Source organism: Mycobacterium sp. E2479, assembly GCF_001667925.1.
In the GTDB taxonomy this organism is placed as follows: domain Bacteria; phylum Actinomycetota; class Actinomycetes; order Mycobacteriales; family Mycobacteriaceae; genus Mycobacterium.
Genome location: NZ_LZJR01000086.1, coordinates 185473 through 211134, shown reverse-complemented (window position 1 = coordinate 211134; position 25662 = coordinate 185473). Strand labels below are relative to the sequence as shown.

25 protein-coding genes and 1 pseudogene are annotated in these 25662 nt (G+C 66.6%); 16 read left to right on the top strand and 10 right to left on the bottom strand.

Features of this window, described 5'->3' with window-relative positions; all coding sequences use genetic code 11:
- Nucleotides 1-25: 25 nt before the first annotated feature.
- Genes A5686_RS13185 through A5686_RS13175 form a run of 3 tightly spaced genes read right to left on the bottom strand, consistent with a single transcriptional unit; the run spans nt 26 to nt 2747 of the window.
- On the bottom strand, nt 26-469 hold the full coding sequence (locus A5686_RS13185; RefSeq protein ID WP_067934701.1) for a PPOX class F420-dependent oxidoreductase: 444 nt from the start codon (nt 467-469) through the stop codon (nt 26-28).
- Nucleotides 470-472: 3 nt separating this feature from the next.
- Entirely contained in the window at nt 473-1579 is a 1107-nt protein-coding gene (locus A5686_RS13180; RefSeq protein ID WP_067934699.1) for an acyl-CoA dehydrogenase family protein, read from the bottom strand.
- Nucleotides 1580-1586: 7 nt separating this feature from the next.
- Entirely contained in the window at nt 1587-2747 is a 1161-nt protein-coding gene (locus tag A5686_RS13175; protein ID WP_067934696.1) for an acyl-CoA dehydrogenase family protein, read from the bottom strand.
- A 201-nt stretch (nt 2748-2948) separates the two neighbouring features.
- On the opposite strand from A5686_RS13175, the gene A5686_RS13170 reads away from it, so the two are divergent.
- From A5686_RS13170 to holA, 3 genes are all read left to right on the top strand, one after another.
- Nucleotides 2949-3815, top strand: a complete 867-nt coding sequence (locus A5686_RS13170; protein ID WP_067934695.1) for a ComEA family DNA-binding protein — start codon at nt 2949-2951, stop codon at nt 3813-3815.
- Nucleotides 3816-3865: 50 nt separating this feature from the next.
- Nucleotides 3866-5359 (top strand): ComEC/Rec2 family competence protein, encoded by a 1494-nt coding sequence (locus tag A5686_RS27230; protein WP_067934693.1) that lies wholly within the window; start codon nt 3866-3868, stop codon nt 5357-5359.
- 81 nt (nt 5360-5440) lie between these two features.
- Nucleotides 5441-6391: a DNA polymerase III subunit delta gene (gene holA, locus A5686_RS27225; RefSeq protein WP_231986373.1), complete on the top strand. Its 951-nt coding sequence runs from the start codon at nt 5441-5443 to the stop codon at nt 6389-6391.
- Between the two features lie 30 nt (nt 6392-6421).
- Here holA and rpsT read toward each other — a convergent pair whose 3' ends face one another.
- A complete protein-coding gene (rpsT, locus tag A5686_RS13155) occupies nt 6422-6682 on the bottom strand; it encodes a 30S ribosomal protein S20 (RefSeq protein WP_067934690.1) in 261 nt (86 codons plus the stop codon).
- A 144-nt stretch (nt 6683-6826) separates the two neighbouring features.
- Here rpsT and A5686_RS13150 point away from each other — a divergent pair, with 144 nt between their 5' ends.
- Genes A5686_RS13150 through A5686_RS13135 form a run of 4 tightly spaced genes read left to right on the top strand, consistent with a single transcriptional unit; the run spans nt 6827 to nt 11079 of the window.
- A complete protein-coding gene (locus tag A5686_RS13150; RefSeq protein WP_067934688.1) occupies nt 6827-8521 on the top strand; it encodes a circularly permuted type 2 ATP-grasp protein in 1695 nt (564 codons plus the stop codon).
- On the top strand, nt 8508-9485 hold the full coding sequence (locus A5686_RS13145) for an alpha-E domain-containing protein (RefSeq protein ID WP_067934686.1): 978 nt from the start codon (nt 8508-8510) through the stop codon (nt 9483-9485). The genes A5686_RS13150 and A5686_RS13145 overlap by 14 nt, the downstream gene beginning before the upstream one ends.
- Nucleotides 9485-10324 carry a transglutaminase family protein gene (locus A5686_RS13140; protein ID WP_067934684.1) on the top strand — a complete coding sequence of 280 codons (840 nt, stop codon included), beginning with the start codon at nt 9485-9487 and terminating at the stop codon, nt 10322-10324. The genes A5686_RS13145 and A5686_RS13140 overlap by 1 nt, the downstream gene beginning before the upstream one ends.
- 50 nt (nt 10325-10374) lie before the next feature.
- Entirely contained in the window at nt 10375-11079 is a 705-nt protein-coding gene (locus A5686_RS13135) for a hypothetical protein (protein ID WP_067934681.1), read from the top strand.
- Between the two features lie 17 nt (nt 11080-11096).
- Here the strand turns inward: A5686_RS13135 and A5686_RS13130 are convergent, their stop codons facing one another.
- The gene (locus tag A5686_RS13130; RefSeq protein WP_067934679.1) at nt 11097-11939 is read right to left on the bottom strand and encodes a ribonuclease Z; all 843 of its coding nucleotides are present in this window, start codon (nt 11937-11939) and stop codon (nt 11097-11099) included.
- A 168-nt stretch (nt 11940-12107) separates the two neighbouring features.
- On the opposite strand from A5686_RS13130, the gene A5686_RS13125 reads away from it, so the two are divergent.
- Entirely contained in the window at nt 12108-12536 is a 429-nt protein-coding gene (locus A5686_RS13125; protein WP_067934753.1) for a CBS domain-containing protein, read from the top strand.
- Between the two features lie 114 nt (nt 12537-12650).
- Here A5686_RS13125 and A5686_RS13120 read toward each other — a convergent pair whose 3' ends face one another.
- A complete protein-coding gene (locus A5686_RS13120) occupies nt 12651-13253 on the bottom strand; it encodes a type II toxin-antitoxin system PemK/MazF family toxin (RefSeq protein WP_067934678.1) in 603 nt (200 codons plus the stop codon).
- Between the two features lie 140 nt (nt 13254-13393).
- Here A5686_RS13120 and lepA point away from each other — a divergent pair, with 140 nt between their 5' ends.
- From lepA to A5686_RS28420, 3 genes and pseudogenes are all read left to right on the top strand, one after another.
- Entirely contained in the window at nt 13394-15241 is a 1848-nt protein-coding gene (gene lepA / locus A5686_RS13115) for a translation elongation factor 4 (protein ID WP_082947617.1), read from the top strand.
- Nucleotides 15242-15243: 2 nt separating this feature from the next.
- Complete coding sequence (locus A5686_RS13110; RefSeq protein ID WP_067934675.1) at nt 15244-16002, top strand: sensor domain-containing protein; 759 nt, start codon at nt 15244-15246, stop codon at nt 16000-16002.
- A gap of 82 nt (nt 16003-16084) precedes the next feature.
- Nucleotides 16085-16193: pseudogene (locus tag A5686_RS28420) on the top strand (gamma-glutamyl-gamma-aminobutyrate hydrolase family protein); the annotation flags it as partial.
- Here the strand turns inward: A5686_RS28420 and A5686_RS13105 are convergent.
- Nucleotides 16158-18197: a glycoside hydrolase family 15 protein gene (locus tag A5686_RS13105; RefSeq protein ID WP_067934673.1), complete on the bottom strand. Its 2040-nt coding sequence runs from the start codon at nt 18195-18197 to the stop codon at nt 16158-16160. The pseudogene A5686_RS28420 and the gene A5686_RS13105 overlap by 36 nt on opposite strands.
- Nucleotides 18198-18476: 279 nt before the next feature.
- On the opposite strand from A5686_RS13105, the gene A5686_RS13100 reads away from it, so the two are divergent.
- The 5 genes from A5686_RS13100 (at nt 18477) to A5686_RS13080 (ending at nt 22832) form a co-directional block, all read left to right on the top strand.
- Complete coding sequence (locus A5686_RS13100; protein WP_369829703.1) at nt 18477-18680, top strand: hypothetical protein; 204 nt, start codon at nt 18477-18479, stop codon at nt 18678-18680.
- A 333-nt stretch (nt 18681-19013) separates the two neighbouring features.
- Nucleotides 19014-20045, top strand: a complete 1032-nt coding sequence (locus A5686_RS13095) for a sulfate ABC transporter substrate-binding protein (protein ID WP_067934670.1) — start codon at nt 19014-19016, stop codon at nt 20043-20045.
- Complete coding sequence (cysT, locus tag A5686_RS13090) at nt 20042-20914, top strand: sulfate ABC transporter permease subunit CysT (protein ID WP_067934668.1); 873 nt, start codon at nt 20042-20044, stop codon at nt 20912-20914. The genes A5686_RS13095 and cysT overlap by 4 nt, the downstream gene beginning before the upstream one ends.
- Nucleotides 20911-21729 (top strand): sulfate ABC transporter permease subunit CysW, encoded by an 819-nt coding sequence (cysW, locus tag A5686_RS13085; protein WP_067934666.1) that lies wholly within the window; start codon nt 20911-20913, stop codon nt 21727-21729. The genes cysT and cysW overlap by 4 nt, the downstream gene beginning before the upstream one ends.
- A gap of 8 nt (nt 21730-21737) precedes the next feature.
- Nucleotides 21738-22832: a sulfate/molybdate ABC transporter ATP-binding protein gene (locus tag A5686_RS13080; RefSeq protein WP_156750052.1), complete on the top strand. Its 1095-nt coding sequence runs from the start codon at nt 21738-21740 to the stop codon at nt 22830-22832.
- A 32-nt stretch (nt 22833-22864) separates the two neighbouring features.
- On the opposite strand, the gene A5686_RS13075 is transcribed toward A5686_RS13080, so the two are convergent.
- The 3 genes from A5686_RS13075 to A5686_RS28415 all read right to left on the bottom strand — a co-directional run bounded on the left by A5686_RS13075 (nt 22865) and on the right by A5686_RS28415 (nt 25490).
- Nucleotides 22865-23608, bottom strand: coding sequence for a phosphoadenylyl-sulfate reductase (locus tag A5686_RS13075; protein ID WP_067934663.1), 744 nt, complete (start codon nt 23606-23608; stop codon nt 22865-22867).
- Complete coding sequence (locus tag A5686_RS13070) at nt 23605-25272, bottom strand: nitrite/sulfite reductase (protein ID WP_067934661.1); 1668 nt, start codon at nt 25270-25272, stop codon at nt 23605-23607. The genes A5686_RS13075 and A5686_RS13070 overlap by 4 nt, the downstream gene beginning before the upstream one ends.
- Before the next feature lie 116 nt (nt 25273-25388).
- Nucleotides 25389-25490, bottom strand: coding sequence for an Ms4527A family Cys-rich leader peptide (locus tag A5686_RS28415; protein ID WP_369829702.1), 102 nt, complete (start codon nt 25488-25490; stop codon nt 25389-25391).
- Nucleotides 25491-25662 lie beyond the last annotated feature (172 nt).

Below are 25662 nucleotides of genomic sequence, written 5' to 3'. Positions count from 1 at the left end.
TCGCGGCTCCTTTGCCGTGGGCGAACTAGTTGCTGATCTCGAATCCTGCGTTGACCTTGGTCGGGCGCACCCGCACCACCAATTCACCGGGAACGCCGTTGCGACGGCCGAATTCGTCCGCGCGTGCTGCGCCCATGTAGCGGCGACCGGTGCGGGTGGCGATGTCGCGCACCTCATGCGCATCCTCGCTGACCGTGGCCAGACCCTGCACCTGGACGAACGAGTACGGCGGATGGGGATCGTCGACGCAGATCACCACGCGCGGATCACGCGCCAGTGCACGGCCTTTCGACGTGTCGCGCCCGGTGTTGAACGCCAGCTCGGCGCCGTCCTGCCCGATGTCGACCACGAACCACACCGGCGCGACCAGCGGCCGGCCGTCGGCGGCGAGGTAACCCAGCATCCCGGTGCGGGTGCCGGCCGACAAGAACTCGATGACCTTCTCACTCAGTTCCGCGGGCTCGGCCATGCCTTACAGACGGGCCAGGTCGTAGTCGCCGATGTGGTCAATCAGGTTGTGCAGGTGCTCATTCGAGGTTCCCAGGGTGTTTTCGATCGCGGTGAGTCGGGCGGCGTAGTGGCTGACCGGATATTCCGCCGTCACGCCGATACCCCCGTGCATCTGGACCGACTCCTGAGCGATGTGCCGGCCCGAGCGACCGATCTGCAGCTTGGCCCGCGACGCGATCAACGGGTCGATGTTGCCGTCGGCGATCGACATCGCCGCGTACAACGTCATGCTGCGGGCCAATTCCAACGACACATACATGTCCGCCGCGCGCTGCGTAAGCGCCTGGAATTTGTTGAGCGTGACGCCGAACTGCTTGCGGGTCTTGAGGTAATCGGTGGTCAGGCGCAGCGATTCCTCCATCGCCCCCAGCGCTTCGGCACACAGCGCCGACTGGATGCGCACGACGGCGTCACGGATGGCACCCGACGCGTCGCGCGCCTCGCCGAGCGGTTCGGCGGCGGTGGAATCCAGATCGATCTGGGCGCCGCGCTGTCCGTCGAACGTCCGGTACGGGTGCCTGGTCACCGATGCCGCATCGACCAGGAAAAGCCCGGTGCCGCCGTTCGGCAACCCGGCGCTGACCACCAAGGTGTCGGCGCAGTCCCCGGCGAGTATCGGGTTCTTCTGACCGGTGAGTGTCCACGAATCACCTTGCTGCGCAGCCTTCGTGCTCACCTCGGCGGAAGGGTTGCGCCGGCCGGGCTCGAGGTGGGCGAACGCCAGCAGCCGCTGTCCGCCGGCGACCTCGTCGAGCAGTTGCTTCTGCTCGGCGCTGCCGAGTTCGGCGATCAGCGCACCGGGTCCCAAGGCGGCGTGTAGCACCGGTTCGGGGGCCAATCGGCGGCCGACCTCATGGAGCACCACCATGATCTCAATCTGGCCGGACTCTTCTGGCTCGAAGCCGAGACCGAGAATCCCGGTGTCGGCGAGCTGATTCCAGACCTCGCGGCTCCAGCCGAGGTCGGAGCCGATGATCTTGTTGCGGCTTTCCGGGTCGTAGGTGCGCGACAACAGGTCGCGGGTGGTGTCTCGGAGCAGGGCTTGCTCGTCACTCAGCTGAAAGTCCATGGCTGCCTCACAATCCCAGAATCGTCGACGCGATGATGTTGCGCTGCACCTCGCTGCTACCGCCGTAGATCGTTGTCTTGCGGTAGTTGAGGTAATGGGGCGCACTGTGTTGCGCCCAGGAAGGCGATGAGATGTCTTCGCCGTTGGCCGGAAGCGCATCCGGCCCCGCCACCTCGACGAGCAGTTCGGTGGCGGCCTGTTGCAGTTGGCTACCCTGCAGCTTGAGCACCGACGACGCCGGGTTGGGCTGGCCGTCCGCCGAGTCGGTCACCACTCGTGACTGCGTGAGTTCCAATGCCAGCAGCTCGTTTTCGACCTCCGCCAGCCGCGCCGCGAACAGCGGGTCGTTGAGCACGCCGGTGGCCGCGGCGTGCCTCTTGACCTCGGCGAGGCGCACCTTGGTCCGCCCCACACCGGCGATGCCCGTGCGCTCGTTGCCCAGCAGGAACTTCGCGTATGTCCAGCCCTGGTTCTCTTCTCCGACAAGCTGGTTGGCGGGTACGCGGACGTCCTCGAAGAACACCTCGTTGATCTCGTGTCCGCCGTCGATCGTCTTGATGGGCCGCAGTGTGATGCCCGGCGTATCCATGTCGAACAGCAGGAACGAGATCCCGGCCTGCCGCTTGGGCGCCTGCGGATCGGTGCGGACCAGGCAGAAGATCCAGTCGGCGTACTGGCCGAGTGTGGTCCAGGTCTTTTGACCGTTGACGACGTAGTCGTCGCCGTCGCGGACCGCGGTGGTGCGCAGCGACGCCAGGTCGGAGCCGGCCTCGGGCTCGGAGAAGCCCTGGCACCACCAGATGTCCAGGCTGGCCGTCGGGGGCAGGAAGCGTTGTTTGACCTCCTCCGAACCGAATTCGGCGATTACCGGGCCCACCATTTTGGTGTTGAAGTTCAGCGGTTCGGGGACGCACGCCAGCTGCATCTCGTCGGCCCAGATCTGATGCTGGGTCGGCGTCCAGTCCTTGCCGCCCCACTCGACCGGCCAGTTCGGCACCGCCAGCCCGTGCTCGTGCAGGATCTTGTGGCTGGTGACGATGTCCTCGTGGATCGCTTGCGCCGAGCCCTGGCGCACCCGCTCGCGCAGCTCCTCCGGAATTTTGGTCGTGTAGATGGTGCGGAGTTCGTCGCGGAACGCGGCTTCCTCTGGTGTGAGCGCCAATTGCATGGCAGCCTCCTGTCGTTTCTCCGGTGACCGGGACGACGCAGCGCCCAGAGCTGTTTTCTGGCGATGCCGGTCGTTCGCTCGGCTTCCATCTTGACCCATCCCTTACACGCCCTGTGCACAGCCTCGGGTTAATCCACAGATCGGCCCGGCGGCGCGGTTGAACGGTGCCGTCGTGGTGGTGCGCGGACCTACCGTCGGACCATGCGAACAGAACTCCCGGCGGAGCGCCTCCAGCGACGGCTCAGCGCTGAACCGGAGACCGACGCGCACACCGAGCCCGGGGACGAACGGTCGGCCTCGGAGGACACCGGCGATGATGACCAGAATTCGCTGCTCCCGCGGTGGCTCCCCGACGCGTCGCAGGACCGCGGCTGGGTGGCCAAAGTGCGTGCCGACCCCGGACGGGCCGGCGCCATCGGGCTGGCGATCATTGCGGCGCTTGCGGTGCTGGTCACGGTGTTCACCTTGCTGCGCGACCGCCCGGTGCCGGTGATGACGGCCAAGCTGCCACCGGTGGAGAAAGTGTCGACCGCGGCCCCCAGGTCATCGGCCGGCCCGGGCGCCGCGCAGCCGCCGAGTCCCGACCGACCGGTGGTGGTCAGCGTGGTCGGCCTGGTGCACACGCCGGGTCTGGTGACCCTGGCACCGGGTGCGCGCATCGCCGATGCGCTGTCGGCCGCCGGTGGTGCGATGGACGGCGCGGACACCATTGGCTTGAACATGGCCCGACCGCTTGGTGACGGCGAACAGATCGTGGTCGGTCTCGCTCCGGCCCCGGGCCAGCCGACGGCGCTGGGCAGCTCGGTGGCCACCGGGTCGACACCCACATCGAAGGCACCGCCATCCGCGCCGGGACCGGTCAAGCCGAAGGCCGGCCAGGCCGTCGACCTGAACACCGCGACCGTTCAGGAACTCGACGCTCTGCCCGGGGTGGGGCCGGTCACCGCCGCCGCGATCGTGGCGTGGCGGCAAGCCAACGGCAGATTCACCAGCGTCGACCAGCTCGGCGAAGTCGAGGGCATCGGGCCGGCGAGGCTGGAGAAACTGCGCGCCCTTGTCCGTGTCTGATCCCGGTGGTTCATCCCGAGCCGGGTGGATCTGCCTCCGGGCGTGTCGATGTGCGCCTGGTACCGGCCGCGTTGACCTGTTGGGCGGTGACCGCCGGCGGGATCTGGTGGCAGGCCGGCCAAATTCTCCCCTGGTGCTGCGTCGCGTTGACCGGGGTCGGTGCACTGGCGTGGCGTGCGGTGCGCCGGCGCGGGCGAAATGCGCGGCTCCGGGCGATCACCACCGGCCTCGCAGCGATCGGAATGGTGGGGGCCGGCTACGGCTTCGCCATCGCGCTGCGCACCGACGCCGTCGTTCATCACCCGATCACCGCGGTCTTCAGCAACAGCGTTCCGGTCACGGTCGTCCCCACCGAGAGCGCAGTGTCGCTGGGCGGCAGCCGCTTGATGTTTCGGGCGACCCTGCAACGCCTGCGCACCGTCGAAACAACCGGGCGGGTCGTCGTTTTCGCGCGTGCCTCGGACTTCGGCTCCGTCATGGTGGGCCAGCCGATGCGGTTCACCGCGCGCATCACCCGGCCGATCCGTCGTGACCTGACGGTCGCGGTACTCAACGCGTCGGGCCGGCCGACCTTGGGCACCGCAGGCCCCGTGCAGCGGGCCGCGCATGGGGTGCGCAGCCGATTCGCCACCGCCGTCCGCGAGACGCTGCCCGGTGAACAGGCGGCGATGCTGCCCGCGCTGGTGTTAGGCGACACCTCGGCGGTGCCGGGCAACACCAGCCGCGACTTTCGCGCCGCGGGCATGACGCACCTGATGGCCGTGTCGGGTGCAAACGTGATGATCGTGTGTGGCGCGGTGTTGTTCTCGGCGCGGTTGATCGGCCCCCGGGCGGCCATCGCGTTTGCCGCACTGGCGCTGGTGGCCTTCGTCATCGTCGTGCAGCCGACGGCGAGTGTGTTGCGGGCGGCGGTGATGAGCGCCATCGCGCTGGCGGGAATGTTGTCTTCGCGTCGGCGCCAAGCCATTCCGGCCCTGGCCGCCACCGTGCTGGTGCTGCTGGCTGTCGCCCCCGCGTTGGCCGTCGACGTGGGGTTCGCGCTGTCCGTAGTCGCCACGGGCGCGCTGATCGTCGTCGCGCCGGTTTGGTCGCGGCGACTGGTCGCAAAGGGATGGCCCAAGCCGCTGGCTGACGCGCTCGCCGTCGCCTGGGCGGCGCAGGTGGTGACCGCGCCTTTGGTCGCGGCGATCTCGGGCCGATTCAGTGTGGTTGCCGCGCTCGCGAACCTGGTCGTGGCTGCCGTCATCGCGCCGATCACGGTGCTCGGCACCGCCGCGGCCGCGCTCTGCGGGGTATGGCCGGCCGCGGCGCGGCTCCTGATCCGGTTCACCGGTCCCGAGTTGTGGTGGGTGGACGGTGTGGCCCGCTGGGCGGCCCACATGCCGGGCGCGACGCTGCCGGTGCCGGAGGGTGTGCCCGGCACGCTTATCGTCGGCGGTGTCACGGTGCTGGTGGTGGTGTTGTGGCGATGGCGGCTCGTCCGCATCGTGGGTGCACTCGTGGCGCTTACTGGGCTGGCCTGGGCGCTGTCCGGGCTGGGTTAGACGAGTTGTTGAGCTGTTGGATCCCCGGGCGGCACAGTCGGTAGGGCGTGACACCATCGTGGGATGAGCGAAGTTTCGCCGTTGCACCTGGTCCTGGGAGACGAGGAACTGCTGGTCGAACGGGCGGTAGCCGACGTGCTGCGGTCGGCGCGGAAGCGGGCCGGCACCGAGGACGTTCCGGTCAACCGGATGCGGGCGGGCGACGTCAGCACGTATGAGCTCGCCGAGCTGCTGAGTCCGTCACTGTTCGCCGACGAGCGCATCGTCGTGCTGGAGGCCGCCGCCGAAGCCGGCAAAGACGCTGCCGCGGTGATTGTTTCGGCCGCGAGTGACATGCCGACGGGTGTAGTGCTGGTCGTGGTGCACTCGGGGGGTGGGCGAGCCAAGGCGCTTGCCGCCGAGCTGCAGTCCCTCGGCGCCGAGGTGCATGCCTGCGCGCGCATCACCAAACTCAGCGAACGCATCGACTTCATCCGCAAGGAATTTCGCGGCCTGCGCGTCAAGGCCGACGAGGACACCGTGACCGCGATGCTGGATTCGGTCGGTTCCGATCTGCGGGAGTTGGCTTCTGCCTGCTCGCAGTTGGTCGCCGATACCGGCGGGGTGGTCGACGCCGCCGCGGTGCGTCGCTATCACAGCGGCAAGGCCGAGGTGAAGGGCTTCGACATCGCGGACAAGGCGGTAACCGGCGACGTCGAGGGAGCCGCCGAGGCGTTGCGGTGGGCCATGATGCGGGGGGAGCCACTTGTGGTGCTGGCCGATGCTCTGGCCGAGGCGATCCACACGATCGGTCGGGTCGGCCCCCTGTCGGGGGATCCCTATCGGCTCGCGTCACAGCTCGGGATGCCGCCCTGGCGGGTGCAGAAGGCGCAGAAACAGGCTCGGCGTTGGTCGCGTGACTCGGTGGCGTCGGCGATGAAGGTGGTGGCGACGCTCAACGCGAACGTCAAGGGAGCGGTGGTGGACGCCGACTACGCCCTGGAATCCGCGGTCAGACAGGTTGCCGAGCTAGCCGCCCAGCGCAGCCACTAGAGGGGGCGGGCGCCGTCGGCCTGCAGGGCCTCAGATCTTGTTGAGCGCCTTCGTCAGCGCTGACTTCTTGTTCGCGGCCTGGTTCTTGTGGATCACGCCCTTGCTGGCCGCCTTGTCCAGCTTGCGGTTGGTCGACACCAGCAGTTCGGCGGCCTTCTCTTTGTCGCCGGCGTGGGCGGCCTCGCGGAACGCGCGCACGGCGGTACGCAGCGACGACTTCACCGACTTGTTGCGCAGGCGAGCGCGCTCGTTCGTCTTGTTGCGCTTCTGCTGCGACTTGATGTTGGCCACGCTGGAGTTCCTTCTTCGATTAGACGTTTTGTGGGGCGCCGGATATCACCACAGCGACTGCCCAGGTTATCAGTGAGTTACGTTTTCTCCCAAAACGGGAACCCGTGGGCTGCCAGAACGTCGATTTGAGGCAGCATCTGAACAGTGAGTCTTACAAACCAGCTTGACGAGACCAAGCGGGGTTTTCGCGCTGCGCGTTCTGAGCGCATTTTTGGTGGATACAACGAGTCTTCGGACGCCTACCAGATGGCGTTCGACGAGATGTTCGATGCCCAGGGCGCTGTCCGCGGTCCCTACCGGGGTATCTACGCCGAGCTTGCGCCGTCGGACGCCTCGGAATTGAAAGCTCGCGCCGAAGCGCTATCCCGCGCCTTCCTCGACCAGGGGATCACCTTCTCGTTATCAGGCCAGGAACGGCCGTTTCCGCTGGACCTGGTGCCCCGGGTTATCTCGGCCGCCGAGTGGACGCGCCTGGAGCGCGGCATCACCCAGCGGGTCAAGGCGCTCGAGATGTACCTCGATGACATCTACGGTGACCAGGAGATATTGAACGACAATGTCATCCCACGCCGCCTGGTCACCTCCTGCGAACATTTCCACCGGCAGGCGATGGGCATCGTCCCGCCCAACGGCGTGCGCATCCACGTGGCGGGCATCGATCTGATCCGCGATGAAAAGGGGGTCTGGCGGGTCCTCGAGGACAACCTGCGCTCGCCGTCGGGTGTGTCCTATGTCATGGAGAACCGGCGCACCATGGCGCGCGTCTTTCCGAACCTGTTCGCGACCCACCGGGTGCGCGCCGTCGACGACTACGCCTCGCACCTGCTGCGGGCGCTGCGCAACTCCGCGGCCACCAACGAGGCCGACCCGACGGTGGTGGTGCTGACCCCCGGTGTGTACAACTCGGCCTATTTCGAGCATTCCCTGCTGGCCCGCCAGATGGGTGTCGAGCTGGTCGAAGGGCGCGACCTGTTCTGCCGCGACAACCAGGTGTACATGCGCACCACCGAGGGCGAGCGCCAGGTCGACGTCATCTATCGGCGCATCGACGACGCCTTCTTGGACCCGCTGCAGTTCCGCGCCGACTCGGTGCTGGGAGTGGCCGGCCTGGTCAACGCCGCGCGCGCCGGCAATGTCTCCATCTCCAGCGCTATCGGCAACGGCGTCGGCGACGACAAACTCGTCTACACCTACGTCCCCACCATGATCGAGTACTACCTGGGCGAAAAGCCCCTGCTGGCCAACGTGGAGACCTTGCGCTGCTGGCTCGATGACGAGCGCGAAGCGGTGCTGGACCGCATCGACGAGTTGGTTCTCAAGCCGGTGGAGGGGTCCGGCGGCTACGGCATCGTGTTCGGTCCGGAGGCCTCGGACAAGGAGTTGGCTGCGGTCGCCAAGAAGATTCGCGACGATCCCCGGAGCTGGATCGCGCAGCCGATGATGGAACTGTCGACGGTGCCGACGCAGATCGGCAATACCCTGGCGCCCCGCTACGTGGATCTGCGACCGTTCGCGGTCAACGACGGCGACGACGTGTGGGTGCTGCCCGGCGGGCTGAGCCGGGTGGCCCTGGTCGAGGGGTCGCGGGTGGTCAACTCCAGTCAGGGCGGCGGCTCCAAGGACACCTGGGTGCTGGCGTCGCGTGCGGCGGCCGGCGACCATGAGCTCGAGGCGGCTGAGGTGGTGCGCTCGCTGCCCACCTCGATGCCCGACCCGTTGGAAGACGCGTCGCGGCTGACGTCCATGTCGTCTCAGCAGGCGCAGCCCACCGAACTGCCCCGGCGCGAGCAGCTCGAGCAGCAGCAGCAACAAAGGGCGGTGCACGATGCTGGCTCGTAACGCCGAGGCGCTGTACTGGATCGGCCGCTACGTCGAGCGCGCCGACGACACCGCCCGCATCCTGGACGTGGCGCTGCACCAGTTGCTCGAGGACTCCAGCGTCGACCCGGACCAGGCTTCGCGCCTTTTGCTGCGGGTGCTCGGCATCGACCCGCCGGATCACCACCTGGATGTGTGGTCGTTGACCGACTTGGTGGCCTACAGCACCAACACCCAGGGTGGCTGCTCGATCGTCGACGCCATCACCTCGGCACGCGAGAACGCGAAGTCAGCGCGCGAGGTGACGTCCAGCGAGATCTGGGAGTGCCTCAACACCACCTATCATGCCCTGCCTGAACGGGAGCGTGCCGCCAAACGCCTTGGGCCGCACGACTTCTTGTCGTTCATCGAACGACGCGCGGCGATGTTCGCCGGCCTGGCCGACTCGACGCTGTCCCGCGACGACGGCTACCGGTTCATGGTATTGGGTCGGGCGATCGAACGGGTCGACATGACGGTGCGGCTGTTGCTGTCGCGGGTCGGGGACAGCGCCTCGTCCCCGGCGTGGGTGACGCTGTTGCGTTCGGCGGGCGCCCACGACACCTACCTGCGGACTTACCGTGGTGTGTTGGATGCGGGCCGGGTCGTCGAATTCATGTTGTTGGACCGGCTGTTTCCGCGTTCGGTGTTCTACTCGCTGCGACTGGCCGAACACAACTTGGACGAACTCGTCCACAACCGACAGAGCCGGATTGGGGCCACCGCCGAGGCGCAGCGGCTGCTCGGTCAGGCGCGCAGCGAGTTGGAGTTCGTCCAGCCGGGAGCGCTGCTGGAATCGCTGGAGAGCCGTCTGGCCGGGCTGCAGCGGACCTGCCATGACGTCGGAGAGGCGTTGGCGCTGCAGTACTTTCACGTGACGCCCTGGGTGGCGTGGTCGGACGCGGGCCAACGCGCCCGGCTGGTCCGCAGGAAAGGGGACGGCTGATGTGGCGGCTGCGCGTCGTGCACACCACGGGATACGCCTACCAGTCGCCGGTGACCGCCTCCTACAACGAGGCCCGGCTGACCCCGCGGTCGAACACCCGGCAGAACGTCATCCTCAACCGGGTCGAAACCATCCCGGCAACGCGGTCCTACCGCTACATCGACTACTGGGGCACCGCGGTCACGGCGTTCGACCTGCACGCCCCCCACACAGATCTCACGGTGATGTCATCCTCGGTCGTCGAAACCGAGCGAGCCGAACCGCTGATGTCGGAAGTCGGTTGGGGCGACCTGCAATCGGAGGTAGTGATCGATCGCTACGACGAGCTGCTGCGCCCCACCGAGCACACGCCGGCCAGCAAGCGGGTGGCGTCGGTGGGCAAAAAGATCAGCAAGTCCCACAAGCCGGCCGAGGCCGTTGTCGCCGCCGCCGATTGGGTGCGCAATGAACTCGAATACCTTCCCGGAACCACCAGCGTGGCCTCGTCGGGGCTGGACGCGCTCAAACAGGGCAAGGGCGTCTGCCAGGACTTCGTGCACCTGTCGCTGATGTTGTTGCGCAGCATGGGAATTCCGGCGCATTACGTCTCGGGCTACCTCCATCCCAAACGCGAGGCCGTGGTCGGGGACACCGTGGATGGGCGAAGCCACGCCTGGATCGAGGCGTGGACTGGTGCCTGGTGGAGCTATGACCCCACCAACGACACCGAGATCACCGAGCAGTACGTCGGCGTGGGCGCGGGCCGCGACTACGCCGACGTCTCCCCGTTGAAGGGCATCTATTCCGGCGAGGGCGCCACCGACCTCGACGTGATCGTGGAGGTGACCCGGCTGGCCTAGCCCGGTGATATTCGCCGACAGTGGCCGACCCCGGGGATACCGTTGCAGGAATGAATGATTCAGCCGAGGGCGCGGCTCGGCGCGATGGGAACCCACCCGGGCGTGGCTGGGGGCCCCTGGTGCCGCTATCCCTGGCCTGCATCGGTCTGCTCATCGGCGGCATCGCGATCGGGGTTGCCGTGGGCGGCGTCATGCCGTTGCCTTACGGGCCGGCAAGTGCCGTCACGAGCTACGTCCGTGCCCAGTCGGTGGCCGTGCGCATCGTCGCCGTTGCGACGTTCGCGTCGTCGGTGCCGCTGGCGCTCTACGCGGCGATCGCCGGTGCCCGGCTGCGGCAACTCGAGGCAAGCAGCAGATCCGCCGCGATCGCTCTGACCGGTGGCGCCTTGGCCGCCGGTGCGCTCGGCCTGGCTGGACTGCTGGGCTGGACGTTGTCGATACCGGAAGTTGGAGCTGACGCGGCGTTGGTCAGAGCGCTGTACTTACTGGTATTCCTCACCGGCGGCCCGGGCCACATTGCGGCGTTGGGGCTGCTGGTCGGCGCAATCGCGGCGGCCGGCACGGGAGTGCTGCCCAGATCGGTCACCCGGATCGGTCTGGCGACGGCCGTCCTCGCGGAAGTGACCGTGGTGGTGCTGATCTGGCCGGCGCTGGGCGTCATCCTGCCGGTCGCGCGGGTCCTGGCGCTCACCTGGCTGATGGTGGCGAGCGTTGCCCTATCGCCTGCGGCGCAACGAGGTTCGCCGGTCCGGTGAGCCGCCGCCGGCGATCGTCATGTGGATGCCTCGACCTGGACCCGGTGCAGATCGTCACCGAGTTCGATGCGCCCACCGAACTGCGTCGCCGCCAGGGCCCGCCACTGTTCTTCCTGGCCGGGTACCAGCGCCGGCACGTAATGCGTCATGACAAGGGTGCCCACCCCCGCGCGGGCCGCGGTCGCCGCCGCTTCCTCAACTGACGAGTGGTAGTCGCAGATGTCCTGCAGCCGCTGCTGGGGGATGGTGACGACGATGTCCTTGCGGATCACGGTGTGCACCAGCGCGTCGGCGCCCGCCGCCAGCTCATCCAGGCCGGCACAGGGAATGGTGTCACCGGCGAGCACCACCGAGGCGCCCTGGTGATCGACCCGAAAACCGATGGTCGGGGCCACCGGCCGGTGATCGGTCGGGGCCACCCGAATGCCCACCCCGTCGTGGTCCCAGACGGGGCCGTCGGTGTACTCGCGGACATCCACCGCCGGCGGCTCGTTGAGGTCGCTGTGATGGGCGATCCGGTAGCCGATGTCGTGCCGGAACGCGTTCAGCGTCGCCGCGACCACCTCGGCGGTGCCGGGCGGTCCGATGATGGGCAGCGGCGCGGGATCCGGGGTGAACGTGCCGATCCACCGCGTGATGAGGACATCGCCGAGGTCCCCGATGTGGTCGCTGTGCAGGTGGGTGAGCAGCAACGCCGACACTCCGGCCGCGCCCACCCCGACCGCGGCCGCGCGCTGCAGCACGCCACGCCCGCAGTCGACCAGGAACACCTGCCCGCCGGCACGCACCAGAGTTGACGGCCCGGCGCGGTTCGGATCGGGAATCGGACTTCCGGTGCCCAGCAGCGTGACCTCGATCATGGACCCATCTTGCAAGCCCCCGGTGCCTGCGGGTGGGCCAACCGAGGGATCAGCCGCGCTTTCACCGTTTTGGACACGATCTGTATGAGGTTTCTCTGGTGGCTTTTCCGCCGCGCGAGGAACCCGTAACCTGGTGTGAAGCGGATCACAACCCGGCTGGAGGCCTCGATGCGGATAGCGGACGTCTTGCGAAACAAGGGCGCGGCGGTGGTGACCATCAATCCGGACGCGACGGTTCGCGAGCTGCTTGCGGGGTTGAGCGACCAAAACATCGGCGCCATGGTCGTGGTCGGCGACGAGGGTGTGGTCGGCATCGTGTCGGAGCGTGACGTGGTGCGCCAGCTGCACACGCATGGCGCGAGCGTGCTGTCGCGCCCGGTGTCCAAGATCATGACCTCGATGCTGGCCACCTGCGCCAAGACCGACGAGGTCGACGCCATCAGCGTGTTGATGACCAAGAATCGGGTGCGGCATGTGCCGGTGCTCGACGGCAAGAAGCTGATCGGCATCGTCAGCATCGGTGACGTCGTGAAGACCCGGATGGAAGAACTTGAGGCCGAGCAGCGACAGCTGCAGTCCTACATCACCCAGGGCTGATCGCCCAGGCTCGGCGGATCGCCCGGCGCGGCCCCGCTCGCCGAACGTGCACTCACGGCGAAGACGAAGTCGTTTTCTCGCCGTGAGTGCACGCTCGGCGCATCGCCGGACGCGCTAGCGCCAGGAGTACTCGGCGCGCAATCGCGCGGCCACCACATCGAAGATCTCGCGATCCAGGATGGCGCCTTCACGGCGAATGCCCTCTTCGGGCACGTCGAGCACCCGGTCCAACCGGACCCAACTTGGCCTGCCCTCGTAATCCCAAGGGCCGGAACCAATTCCGACCCAGTCGTGATCCGCGGCGTGGCGCTCCTGGCTGGACACCATCAAGCCCAGCAGAACGCTACGGTCTCGCCCCACGACCAGGACGGGGCGGTCCTTGCCCCGCGTGGGGTCGTCCTCGTAGACCACCCAGGTCCAGACGATCTCGCCGGGATCGGCCCGGCCGTCGAGGCTCGGCGCGTACACCAGCTTGCGGGCGCGTTGCGCGGTCGGCAGGCTGCCGCTGGTCACCGGCCGGCCGGAGACGGGCGTGTCGGAAGGTGGGGGCGCCACCGCGGCGATGACATTCGCGGTGATCCGCACCGCCTGCTGCAGCTCACGCAGCACGGTCTGGGAGTTCTGCACCTGTCGGACGAGGCGAGGGGCGTTGTTGAATACGAAGTTCTCGGCGAACCGCTGAAACGTCTTCCACTGAGACTTTCGGGGAGACGGCATATTCGCAGCATAGACGCGAGCGGCGGGGTGCGATTGTGTCCAAGTAGGTTCCGGCGGCCCTGTCTGGATACGCTGGACATACCCGCGAACGCCCCGGAAACGGCCGCGCAGCGCCCCGATAAGCTTGCACGCACCAGGAGATTCCCATCAGCAGTTTCGCCGACAAGACCTTCACTGCGCCGGCGCAGATTCGGAACTTCTGCATCATCGCCCACATCGACCATGGCAAGTCCACGCTGGCCGACCGGATGCTCCAGCTCACCGGCGTCGTCGACGAGCGATCGATGCGTGCCCAGTACCTGGACCGGATGGACATCGAGCGCGAACGCGGGATCACCATCAAGGCCCAGAACGTGCGCCTGCCGTGGAAAGTCGGCGACACCGATTACGTGCTGCACCTGATCGACACCCCGGGCCACGTCGACTTCACCTACGAGGTGTCGCGCGCACTGGAGGCGTGCGAGGGTGCGGTGCTGCTGGTCGACGCCGCGCAGGGCATCGAGGCGCAGACCTTGGCCAATCTCTACCTGGCACTGGACCGCGACCTGCACATCATTCCGGTGCTCAACAAGATCGACCTGCCCGCCGCCGACCCGGACCGTTACGCCGCCGAGATCGCCCATATCATCGGTTGCGAGCCGGGTGACGTGCTGCGCGTCTCCGGCAAGACCGGAGACGGCGTCGCCGACCTGCTCGATCACGTGGTGCGCGAGGTGCCGCCCCCGCAGGGTGAGGCCGACGCCCCACTGCGGGCGATGATCTTCGACTCGGTCTACGACATCTACCGCGGCGTGGTGACCTACGTCCGGGTGGTCGACGGCAAGATCACCCCGCGCGAACGCATCGCAATGATGTCGACCGGCGCCACCCACGAACTGCTCGAGGTCGGCATCGTCTCGCCTGAGCCGAAGGCCAGCGACGGCCTCGGCGTCGGGGAGGTGGGTTACCTGATCACCGGCGTCAAGGACGTCCGTCAATCCAAGGTGGGTGACACCGTGACGACGGCCCGCCACGGTGCCGCCGAAGCGCTGACCGGATACCGCGAACCCAAGCCGATGGTCTACTCGGGTCTGTATCCGGTGGACGGTTCGGACTACCCGGTTCTGCGCGACGCCCTGGACCGCCTGCAACTCAACGACGCCGCCTTGACCTACGAGCCCGAGACGTCGGTGGCGCTGGGCTTCGGATTCCGTTGCGGCTTCTTGGGTCTGCTGCACATGGAGATCACCCGGGAGCGCCTGGAGCGCGAGTTCAATCTAGACCTGATCTCCACGTCGCCCAACGTGGTCTATCGCGTGATCAAAGAGGACGACACCGAGATCCGGGTGACCAACCCGTCGGATTGGCCGGAGGGCAAGATCCGCGAGGTCTACGAGCCGGTGGTCAAGACGACGATCATCGCGCCGAGCGAATTCATCGGCACCATCATGGAACTGTGCCAGTCGCGCCGCGGCGAGCTGGGCGGCATGGATTACCTGTCGCCCGAACGGGTCGAGTTGCGCTACACCATGCCGCTGGGCGAGATCATCTTCGACTTCTTCGACTCGCTGAAGTCACGCACCCGCGGCTACGCCAGCCTCGACTACGAGGAGGCCGGCGAGCAGGAGGCTCAATTGGTCAAGGTCGACATTCTGTTGCAGGGCGAGGCGGTCGACGCGTTCAGTGCGATCGTGCACAAGGACGGGGCATCGGCCTACGGCAACAAGATGACCACCAAGCTCAAAGAGCTCATCCCGCGTCAGCAGTTCGAGGTGCCTGTCCAGGCCGCCATCGGATCGAAAATCATTGCGCGCGAGAACATTCGCGCGATCCGTAAGGACGTGTTGTCCAAGTGCTACGGCGGCGACATCACCCGTAAACGCAAACTTCTGGAAAAGCAGAAGGAAGGCAAGAAGCGGATGAAAACCATCGGGCGCGTCGATGTGCCGCAGGAGGCGTTCGTTGCGGCGCTGTCCGCCGACGCCGCGGGGGACAAGGGCAAAAAATAGCCATGCGAATACGTGGGATGGCGACGGCGCTGGTGGCGGTTGCCGCGTTGGCGACGGGTTGCGGTGGAGTAGTGGCGGGCACGGCCAAGCCGGCGCCAAACCTGAAGCCCGGACCGCTGCGCGGCACGACGGTCAAGCAAGTGCTTCTCGACGGCGCGACGCTCTCGCGGATGCTCAATCAGACCTTCGTGGCGCGGGATCCGGCCGAATTCGGCGGGCCCGAGAAGCTTTATCAGGTCAAGCGATCGACGTCGCAGGCCGGTTGCCTGGGCGTGACGGCGATGTTGCAGCACGGCGTCTACCGGTCCGCCGACGTGAAAGACGTTGCGTCGGAGTCGTGGTGGAACAATGGCGAACCGGCGCAGGTGATCGTGGTTGAGGAAGGCGTGGTCACGCTCCCATCGGCCACGCAGGCCCAGGCGTTGTTCGCGCAGTTCTCCCAGCAGTGGCAGCAGTGCAACGGCATGACGACATCGGAACAGTCAGGTCCGATCAGCACAACGAACGTCATCAGCGATGTCCGCGCCACCGATTCCACCGTCGCGGCCACCAAAACCGCGACATCGATACTGCCCAACATGCCGCCCCTGCGGCCCACACCACAGGCGCGCGCCATCGGCGTCCGGTCGAACTGCCTCGTCGAGGTTGAGGTGGTGTTCTTCGGCGGCCGACGGTCCTCTGACCCGGGATCGGCGGACATCAACTCCAGCGCCACCGACATCGCGCGTGCCCTGATGGACAAGGTCAGCGCTCTGGGCTGACACCGCGCGCTTCGCCGCGTTCGGGTAGCTACCTGATGGTGGCGACCCGCTTCGCCCGGCTTCGCCGCGCTCGCGATCGCCACTGACTACCTGATGGTGGCGACCCGCTTCGCCCGGCTTCGCCGCGCTCGCGATCGCCGCGCTCGCGATCGCCACTACATGGGTGCGTTTGCGGGCTGGAACATCCCAGAGCCGTCGGCTTCCTCCTCAGCGCGGATGACGTGCACCACCGCGTTGATCAGCGCCAGGTGGGTGAACGCCTGCGGGAAGTTGCCCAGCTGCCGGCCGGTGCGCGGCTCGATCTCCTCGGCGTAGAGGTGCAGTGGGCTGGCGTAGGACAGTAGCCGCTCACACAGGCGTTTGGCGCGCCGCACCTCCCCGATTTCGACCAGCGCCGACACCAGCCAGAATGAGCAGATCGTGAAGGTGCCCTCCTCGCCGGACAGCCCGTCGTCGGTCTCCTCGACCCGGTAGCGCAGCACCAGGCCTTCCTGGGTGAGTTCGTCGGCGATCGCCACGACCGTGTTGCGCACCCGCGGGTCATCGGGCGGCAGGAACCGCGTCAGCACCACCAGCAGCAGCGAGGCATCCAGCGCGTCGCTGCCGTAGCGCTGGGTGAACACCCCGCGGGAGTCCACCCCGTGCTGCAGGATGTCGTTCTTGATCTCCTCGGCGATTGCCCGCCACTGCTGGGCATAGCTCTTCTCACCCTGCCGGTCGGCCAGCTTGGCTCCGCGATCGAGCGCCACCCAGCACATCACCTTTGACGACGTGAAGTGCTGCGGTTCCCCGCGCACCTCCCAGATGCCGCGGTCCGGCTCGCGCCAGTGCTTGATCGCCTCCTCCACCTGCTTCTTGAGCACCGGCCACAACGTCTCCGGGACTTGCTCGCGCGACTTGGCGTGCAGGTAGAACGAATCCAGGATGGAACCCCAGATATCGTGCTGGACCTGGTCGTAGGCGCCGTTGCCGATGCGCACCGGGCGGGCATGGTCATAGCCGGACAGGTGATGCAGCTCTTCTTCGACCAGGCTGCGCTCGCCACCCACGCCGTACATCACCTGCAGCGGGTGCCGCTCGTTGTGGTTGGCGCCGGAGACGTCGGCGATGAAGGCGAAGAAATCGTCGGCCTCGCGGTCCAGCCCCAGCGTGTACAGACCCCACAACGCGAACGTCGAGTCGCGCACCCAGGCGTAGCGGTAATCCCAATTGCGTTCGCCCTGCGGCGTTTCCGGCAGCGAGGTGGTGCTGGCCGCCAGCAGCGCACCGGTGGGCGAGTAGGTCAGGCCCTTCAGCGTCAGCGCGCTGCGCTGCAGGTACGCGCGCCACGGATGGTCGGGGAAGTTACCGATGTTGATCCACTGCCGCCAGCACTCGGTGGTCTGCCACATCTTGTCGGCGGCCTCCTGGTACGTCTGCGGCGCCGGGTGTTTGGTCCAGCTCAGCGCGACGAACACGTCGTCGCCTTCTTTCATCCGGGTGCGCGCGCGTGCCTCCCGGCCTTCCAGCCCGATGCGCAGGTTGCTGGTGAGCCGCAGCGTCGGGTGGGCGTCGGGTTCCTTGGTGGCGCGCGCGACGGCCTCGCCGTACGCGTTAGCGGAGTACTCCCAGGCGGCGCCGACGCGGTGATAGTCGAACGCCGGCTCGCAGCTCATCATCAATTCGACGGTGCCGCTGACGCACCGCACGGTGCGTAGCAGGATGTGCTCGGCATCCCAGTCCATCGGCGTGCGGCGATGCGTCCGCGACCGCCGCTCTAGGTCGTGCCAGGGCCCCATGACCAGCGCGTCACGCACGATGAGCCACCCGGTGTGGGTCTGCCAGGTGGTCTCCATGATGAGGCTGCCGGGAAGGTACCGGCGGGCCGAGGGCACCGAGACGCCGTAGGGGCCCAGCCGGAAGTGGCCGGCGCTGCGGTCCAAGATCGCGCCGAAGACGCTGGGGGAGTCCGGTCGCGGCACGCACAGCCATTCGACCGAGCCGGCCGGGGAGATCAGGCAGGTGGTTTCCCAGTCTGACAGGAACGCGTAGTCGGCGATGGGCGGGAACGGGTTCCGGAGGGCGGCGCTGGGAGCGAGGGGCCCCGGCGTGCGCAAGTCGATGGACGACGACAGCGACGCTGCGGAGGTGGCTTGGAACGCATCCTCGGGCATGGCGTCGGCCGGCTGGTCTTCGGATTGGGCATGCAGAACCATCTGGACATCATCGCTGCTCAGCGGTCTCGCGTCCAACCTTTCGCCGAGGTGGCGTGGCGCGCGCGTATCCCCTGCGTAAAGCGCATACGCGGGCGAGTTCGGGCCGCGCACACGAGGTCGGCGTGCTTTTCCGTCGCCGTGATGTTGATGCCGGGACGGACAACGGCGGGCGAGCACCGTGCCCGCCGGTCCGGCGCCGTCGATCGGGCAGGTCGTGGCCTCGGGACGGTAGCCATGCGCCGGTCCTCATATTGGTCTTCGGCAGCGGTGCCGAATAGGGTGGGCCCCGTGAACGCGTTCCTCGATTGGTGGGACGGCAACGAGCTTTGGCTTTCGGGGCTCCCTTTCGTACTGCAGGCCATGGTGGTGGTGCCGATCGTGCTGGTGGTGGCCTACGCCGCGGCGGCCCTGTTGGATGGCCTGCTCGGCAAGGGCATCGAGCTGATGCGCCGCGCCCGCCACGCTGACGCGACATCCGAGTAGGGCCCATGCCGCGGTCGCATGTCACGCTGGTTCTCGCCATCCTGGTGGCGCTGGTCGTCGTCACATGGCTGGTAACCCACCTGATGCACCACTAGCGGGGATGCCGTTCGCTCGGCGCCCGCTGCGGTGGCGGCAACGTCAATTCCTGTTAGGCTTCCGGCCATGCGCATGGCATTTGGCATTCCGGGCTGCTATGCCTTCGTGCACTGTTGTCGTTGACTGCCACACCCGTACCCGGTCTGGTCTGGAGTTTTCGAATTCTCCTGAAGTTCTAGGTGCCTATCCGCGGTAACGGGACCGAAATCCCATATGTTCCACATCGGAAGGCCCGCAATGCACATCAGGACCGCATCAGGTTGGCGGCCCGTCCTCGCCTTCGCCCTGATCGCCGGCCTCATCGCCGGATGCCACGGCGGTGCCAGTGATGCCGTCGGTGGCGGCGGACTGTCCAACGCGCGAACCAGCATCACCCTGGTCGCCTACTCGGTCCCAGAACCGGGGTGGAGCAAGATAATTCCGGCGTTCAACGCCTCCGATGAGGGCAAGGGCGTGCAAGTCGTCACTTCCTATGGGGCGTCGGGTGATCAGTCCCGCGGCGTTGTCGACGGCAAGCCGGCCGATGTCGTCAACTTCTCCGTCGAACCGGACATCGCTCGTCTGGTGAAGGCCGGCAAGGTTTCCAAGGACTGGAATGTCGACGCCACCAAGGGAATCCCGTTCGGCTCCGTGGTCACGCTGGTGGTGCGAAAGGGCAATCCGAAGAACATCAGGGATTGGGATGACCTGTTACGGCCGGGAGTCGAGGTCATCACCCCCAGTCCGCTGAGTTCAGGATCGGCCAAATGGAACCTGCTCGCACCGTACGCCGTCAAGAGCGAAGGCGGCGCCCATCGCGACGCCGGTGTGGATTTCATCAAAAAGTTGGTGACCGAACACGTCAAACTGCGTCCCGGGTCGGGGCGGGAAGCCACCGATGTCTTCATTCAGGGCAGTGGCGACGTACTGATCAGCTACGAGAACGAGGCCATCGCCACCGAGCGGGCGGGAAAGCCGGTCGAACACATCAATTTGCCGCAGACCTTCAGGATCGACAATCCGGTGGCCGTGGTCAACACCAGCCCGCATCTGGATGCCGCCGTCGCCTTCAAGAACTTCCAGTACACGGCTGCGGCTCAAAAGGTTTGGGCGCAGGCGGGTTTCCGCCCGGTCGATCCGGGCGTCGCCGCCGACTACCGAAACCAGTACCCGGTGCCGACGAAACTGTGGACCATCGCCGACCTGGGTGGCTGGGCCACGGCGGATCCGCAATTGTTCGACAAGACCACCGGCAGCATCACCAAGATCTACACGAAGGCCACCGGATGACGACCATCACGCCGGACCCGGCGGCAATCCGGCCCGAGCACAACGGTGACGTGCCACCGGGACCGCTTGCCGGGCGCGGCCGCGGGACCACCGCCCTTCGGGTCGGCGCGGCCACGGTGTGGCTGTCGGTGATCGTGTTGTTGCCGCTGGCGGCAATCGCCTGGCAATCCGCGGGTGGCGGCTGGCAGGCCTTCTGGCTCGCGGTCTCATCGAATGCCGCGGTCGAGTCGTTCCGGGTGACCCTGACGATTTCAGCGGGGGTCACCGTGCTCAACCTGGGTTTCGGCCTGGTGATCGCGTGGGTGCTGGTGCGTGATGACTTTCCGGGCAAGCGGCTCGTCGACGCGATCATCGATCTGCCGTTCGCGCTGCCCACCATCGTCGCGAGCCTGGTGATGCTGGCGTTGTACGGCAACAACAGCCCGGTCGGCCTGCATCTGCAGCACACAGCATGGGGTGTGACCGCGGCGCTGGCGTTTGTCACGTTGCCGTTCGTGGTGCGCGCCGTCCAGCCGGTACTACTCGAATTGGACCGCGAAACCGAAGAGGCCGCGGCGTCGCTCGGTGCCAGCGGACGTAAAATCTTCACCTCCGTCGTGCTGCCGTCGCTGCTGCCGGCGTTGCTATCCGGTGCCGGCCTGGCATTTTCACGGGCGATCGGTGAGTTCGGATCCGTGGTGCTCATCGGTGGCGCTGTGCCTGGCAAGACCGAAGTGTCGTCGCAGTGGATACGCACCTTGATCGAGAACGACGACCGCACCGGCGCTGCCGCAATATCGATTGTCTTGCTGGCCATTTCGTTTGTCGTGCTGCTCATCCTGCGGATCGTGGGCGGGCGCGCGGCCAAGCGAGAGGAGCTGTCTGCATGACATCGTCTGCGGGAGTGCGCTATTGGTTGCGATTCGTCGCGCTCGGATATATCTTCGTCCTGCTCGTCGTCCCGGTGACGTTGATCCTGTGGCGGACCTTTCAACCCGGGCTCGGCCAGTTCTACGCCTGGGTGAGCACCCCCGCTGCGATATCGGCGCTGAATCTGACGCTTCTGGTGGTGGCCATCGTGGTGCCCCTCAACGTCGTCTTCGGTATTCCCACGGCATTGGTTCTCGCGCGCAACAGGTTTCGTGGCAAGGGCGTGCTGCAGGCCGTCATCGATCTGCCGTTCGCGGTATCGCCCGTCATTGTGGGCGTGGCGTTGATCGTGTTGTGGGGGTCGGCCGGTGCGCTCGGGTTCGTGGAGCAAGACCTCGGGTTCAAGATCATCTTCGGCCTGCCGGGCATTGTGCTCGCCAGCATCTTCGTCACGCTGCCTTTCGTGGTGCGTGAAGTGGAGCCGGTGCTGCACGAGCTGGGAACCGATCAGGAGGAGGCGGCCGCCACCCTCGGTTCGGGCTGGTGGCAGACCTTCTGGCGGATCACCCTGCCGTCCATCCGATGGGGCCTGACGTACGGCATCGTCTTGACCATCGCACGTACCCTGGGGGAATACGGTGCCGTGCTCATGGTGTCGTCGAACTTGCCGGGGAAGTCGCAGACACTGACACTGCTGGTCTCTGACCGCTACAACCGCGGCGCGGAGTACGGCGCCTACGCGCTGTCCACGCTGCTGATGGGAGTTGCCGTGCTGGTGTTGGTTTTCCAGGTGGCGCTTGATGCGCGCCGCACGCGAGCGGCCAGACAGGCCTGACGAGGGGAATGACCGTGACTGATGCCGGCACCAATCGCGACGACCTCGCCATCATCGTGCGTGACGCGAACAAAAGGTATGGCGATTACGTCGCTCTGGACCACGTGGACTTCGTCGTGCCCACCGGCTCGCTGACGGCATTGCTGGGTCCCAGCGGTTCGGGCAAGTCAACCCTGCTGCGTGCCATCGCCGGTCTCGATGAGCCCGACACGGGAACCGTCACGATCTACGGCCGTGACGTGACCCGGGTGCCACCGCAGCGCCGCGGCATCGGCTTCGTGTTCCAGCACTATGCGGCGTTCAAGCATTTGACGGTCCGCGACAACGTGGCCTACGGGCTCAAGGTCCGCAAGCGACCCAAAGCCGAGATCAAAGCCAAAGTGGACAACCTGCTAGAGGTGGTGGGACTGAGCGGGCTGCAGGCTCGCTACCCGAATCAGCTGTCCGGCGGTCAGCGACAGCGGATGGCATTGGCCCGGGCGCTGGCCGTCGATCCGCAAGTGCTCCTGCTCGACGAGCCGTTCGGCGCGCTGGATGCCAAGGTGCGCGAGGATCTGCGGGCGTGGCTGCGGCGCCTGCACGACGAGGTGCACGTGACCACGGTGCTGGTCACCCACGACCAGGCCGAGGCACTGGACGTCGCCGACCGCATCGCCGTGTTGAACCATGGCCGCATCGAGCAGATCGGTTCCCCAACCGACGTCTACGACTCCCCGGTGAACGCGTTCGTGATGTCGTTCCTCGGTGCGGTATCCACCCTTAACGGCATCCTGGTGCGCCCGCATGACATCCGGGTGGGTCGCAACCCCCAGATGGCGATCGCCGGCGGAGACGGCACCGCCGATTCCGTCGGCGTGGTGCGCGCCGTCGTCGACCGGGTGGTAACGCTGGGTTTCGAGGTCCGGGTCGAGTTGACCAGCGCCGCCACCGGGGGCTTCTTCACCGCCCAGATCACCCGTGGTGACGCGGAGGCGCTGGCCCTGCGCGACGGCGACACGGTCTACGTGCGTGCCACCCGGGTTCCGCCGATCGCCCTAAAATCAACCAACGTGAGTAGCGCGGACGCGGCCGATGAGGACGAGAACACGTTGACGTCGGCCTGACGGGCGGGTCGTCGCCTGTTTGCGCGCTGTCACTACGACGCGTGCAAACCGCATTCGGTCTTGGCCCGGCCCTGCCAGCGTCCGCTGCGCGGGTCGGCACCCGCCAACGGCTTGGCCGTGCAGGGCTCGCAGCCTATCGATGAATACCCCTCGTAGATAAGCGGATTGACGAGCACACTGTGCTCGTCAATGTAGTTCTGCACGTCCTCGTCGGTCCACGTCGCCATCGGGTTGACCTTGACCAGCTTGAAGCCCTCGTCGAAACCGACCACCGGTGCGTTCGCACGGGTCGCCGTTTCCGACCGGCGCAGCCCGGTCACCCACGCCGAGAACCCCCGCAGCGTCTTGCCGAGCGGCTCGACCTTGCGCAGCCGGCAGCATTCTCCCGGATCGCGCGCAAACAGGTCCTTGCCCAGCAGTCTGTCTTGCTGGGCGACGCTCTGCTCGGGAGTGACGTTGAGCACCCGGATGTCATAAACGGACTCGATCGCGTCGCGGGTGCCGATCGTCTCCACGAAGTGGTAGCCGGTGTCCAGGAATACAACGGGCACACCCGGACGCGCCTTGGCCGCCAGATCGATCAGCACGGCCTCCTGCATGCTGGAGGCCACCACATAGTTGCAGGTGGCCCAGCCGCGGGGCCCGTTGATGCCGCCGAATGTCTCGTCAGTCCATCGCAACACGTCGGCGGCGCTGGCGCCCTCCAATTCGGCCGCCCCGCGGGCGGCAAGCGCACGCAGTTCGGCTTCTGGAAGCCTGGTTGTTCGTTCGCTCATCGCAAATCGTCCTCGTCTGCCCTCATTGCCCACTGTGCGAAACGTTCACCCTCGTCGCGATATTTCAGGAAGTTGCGTGTGACCCGCTCGATGTAGTCGCCGAGCTCGTCGCTGGTCACCTTGTGCTGACGCAGCTTTCGACCGAACCCGCTGTCCAGACCCAGGCTGCCGCCCAGGTGAACCTGGAAACCCTCGACCGAGCCGCCCTGTCCGTCGTCGACCATCTGGCCCTTGAGTCCGATATCGGCGACCTGAATGCGCGCGCATGAATTCGGACATCCGTTGATGTTGACGGTGATGGGCACGTCGAGTTGCTCGTTGATATCCGCGAGGCGGTGTTCGAGGTCGGGCACCAAAGACTGTGCCTTGACCCGAGTTTCGGCGAAAGATAATTTGCAAAACTCAATCCCGGTGCACGCCATCACATTCCGGCGCCAATGCGAGGGCTGCGAGTGCAGGCCCAGCGCCTCCAGACCAGCGATCAGCGCATCGAGCTTGTCGTCGGGCACGTCGAGGATCACCAGCTTCTGGTAGGGGGTGAGCCGGATCCGGTCCGAGCCGGCCCGCTGGGCGAGGTCGGCCACCGTGGTGAGGATGGTGCCCGACACCCGTCCCGCGATCGAGGCGACGCCCACCGCGTTGAGACCGTTCTTGAGCCGTTGCACACCGACGTGGTCGATCGGGTGCTTCAGCGGCTGGGGAGCCGGACCGTCGATCAGTGGACGCTTGAGGTACTCCTGTTCGAGAACTTCACGGAATTTTTCAATACCCCAGTCCTTGATGAGGAACTTCAGCCGCGCCTTGGACCGCAGCCGTCGGTAGCCGTAGTCGCGGAAGATCGAGGTCACCGCGTGCCACACCTCGGGCACCTCCTCGAGCGGCACCCAGGCGCCGACCCGCTGGGCCAGCATCGGGTTGGTCGACAACCCGCCGCCCACCCACAGGTCCAGCCCCGGGCCGTGCTCTGGATGGTTGACGCCGATAAACGCGATGTCGTTGACCTCGTGCACCACATCCTGCAGACCCGAGATCGCGGTCTTGTACTTGCGCGGCAGGTCGGCGAAGTCGGGCTGACCGATGTAGCGGCGCGCGATCTCCTCGATCGCCCAACTGGGGTCGAGAACCTCGTCGAGCGACTCCCCGGCCAATGGTGAACCCAGGATCACACGGGGGCAGTCACCGCACGCCTCGGCGGTCTGCAGGCCGACCTCGGCCAGCCGCCGCCAGATTTCGGGTACGTTCTCCACCTCGATCCAGTGGTACTGGACGTTTTCGCGGTCGGTGATGTCGGCGGTGTCGCGGCCGAATTCGGTAGAGATCTGGCCCACCGTGCGCAGCGCGGCCGCCGACAGCGCACCGCCGTCGCACCGCACCCGCATCATGAAGTACCTGGCTTCCAGCAAGTCCGCGTTGTCGTCGCCCGTGAACGTGCCGTCGTAGCCCTGTTCGCGCTGGGTGTACAGGCCCCACCAGCGGAAACGCCCCCGCAGGTCGCTTTTGTCGATGCTGTCGAAGCCGTTGCGGGCATAAACGGTCTCGATGCGCTCGCGTACGTCCAGCGGGGCGCCGGCCTGCTTCATTTCTTCGTTCGCGTTCAGCGGCTCACGATTCCCCAGTGCCCATTGGCCCTCGTCACGGGCCTTCGCGGGTCGGGCGGTGGTCATCGGAAGTTCTCTCCTTCAAAAAGATCGCCAGCGCGGCCAGCACAGTTCACCGGCACTTTTGGGCGGCACGGAACCATCGGCCAGCTGAGGACGCAGGGGGGCCTGGGTCTACCACGTCAAGGCAGACAGATACAGCTGCAAACGCGCTTGAGATCAATGTGCCGTCGCGCCACGAGCACAATCTGCACGCTGGGCTGGTCGACAGTCACGTCCACCATTGTGCCACGGATGCCGAGGGGCCGCGCGAGCAGGGTAAATCTTGGCTCACGGTGATTAAAATTACCGGCCGACTCTGGGAAATCGCACGCGAAAAACCTTGGAAGTTCATGCGACCGTTCGTTGTGCGCGGGTCGGCGTCGCGACCGAAACCGACAACCCGGGTCGCCCGGT

Coding starts and splice junctions, on each gene's coding strand:
- A5686_RS13185 (WP_067934701.1), bottom strand. CDS start 469: ATGGCCGAGCCCGCGGAACTGAGTGAGAAGGTCATCGAGTTCTTGTCG.
- A5686_RS13180 (WP_067934699.1), bottom strand. CDS start 1,579: ATGGACTTTCAGCTGAGTGACGAGCAAGCCCTGCTCCGAGACACCACC.
- A5686_RS13175 (WP_067934696.1), bottom strand. CDS start 2,747: ATGCAATTGGCGCTCACACCAGAGGAAGCCGCGTTCCGCGACGAACTC.
- A5686_RS13170 (WP_067934695.1), top strand. CDS start 2,949: ATGCGAACAGAACTCCCGGCGGAGCGCCTCCAGCGACGGCTCAGCGCT.
- A5686_RS13145 (WP_067934686.1), top strand. CDS start 8,508: ATGCTGGCTCGTAACGCCGAGGCGCTGTACTGGATCGGCCGCTACGTC.
- A5686_RS13140 (WP_067934684.1), top strand. CDS start 9,485: ATGTGGCGGCTGCGCGTCGTGCACACCACGGGATACGCCTACCAGTCG.
- A5686_RS13135 (WP_067934681.1), top strand. CDS start 10,375: ATGAATGATTCAGCCGAGGGCGCGGCTCGGCGCGATGGGAACCCACCC.
- A5686_RS13130 (WP_067934679.1), bottom strand. CDS start 11,939: ATGATCGAGGTCACGCTGCTGGGCACCGGAAGTCCGATTCCCGATCCG.
- A5686_RS13125 (WP_067934753.1), top strand. CDS start 12,108: ATGCGGATAGCGGACGTCTTGCGAAACAAGGGCGCGGCGGTGGTGACC.
- A5686_RS13120 (WP_067934678.1), bottom strand. CDS start 13,253: ATGCCGTCTCCCCGAAAGTCTCAGTGGAAGACGTTTCAGCGGTTCGCC.
- A5686_RS13110 (WP_067934675.1), top strand. CDS start 15,244: ATGCGAATACGTGGGATGGCGACGGCGCTGGTGGCGGTTGCCGCGTTG.
- A5686_RS13105 (WP_067934673.1), bottom strand. CDS start 18,197: ATGGTTCTGCATGCCCAATCCGAAGACCAGCCGGCCGACGCCATGCCC.
- A5686_RS13095 (WP_067934670.1), top strand. CDS start 19,014: ATGCACATCAGGACCGCATCAGGTTGGCGGCCCGTCCTCGCCTTCGCC.
- cysT (WP_067934668.1), top strand. CDS start 20,042: ATGACGACCATCACGCCGGACCCGGCGGCAATCCGGCCCGAGCACAAC.
- cysW (WP_067934666.1), top strand. CDS start 20,911: ATGACATCGTCTGCGGGAGTGCGCTATTGGTTGCGATTCGTCGCGCTC.
- A5686_RS13080 (WP_156750052.1), top strand. CDS start 21,738: ATGACCGTGACTGATGCCGGCACCAATCGCGACGACCTCGCCATCATC.
- A5686_RS13075 (WP_067934663.1), bottom strand. CDS start 23,608: ATGAGCGAACGAACAACCAGGCTTCCAGAAGCCGAACTGCGTGCGCTT.
- A5686_RS13070 (WP_067934661.1), bottom strand. CDS start 25,272: ATGACCACCGCCCGACCCGCGAAGGCCCGTGACGAGGGCCAATGGGCA.
- A5686_RS28415 (WP_369829702.1), bottom strand. CDS start 25,490: ATGGTGGACGTGACTGTCGACCAGCCCAGCGTGCAGATTGTGCTCGTG.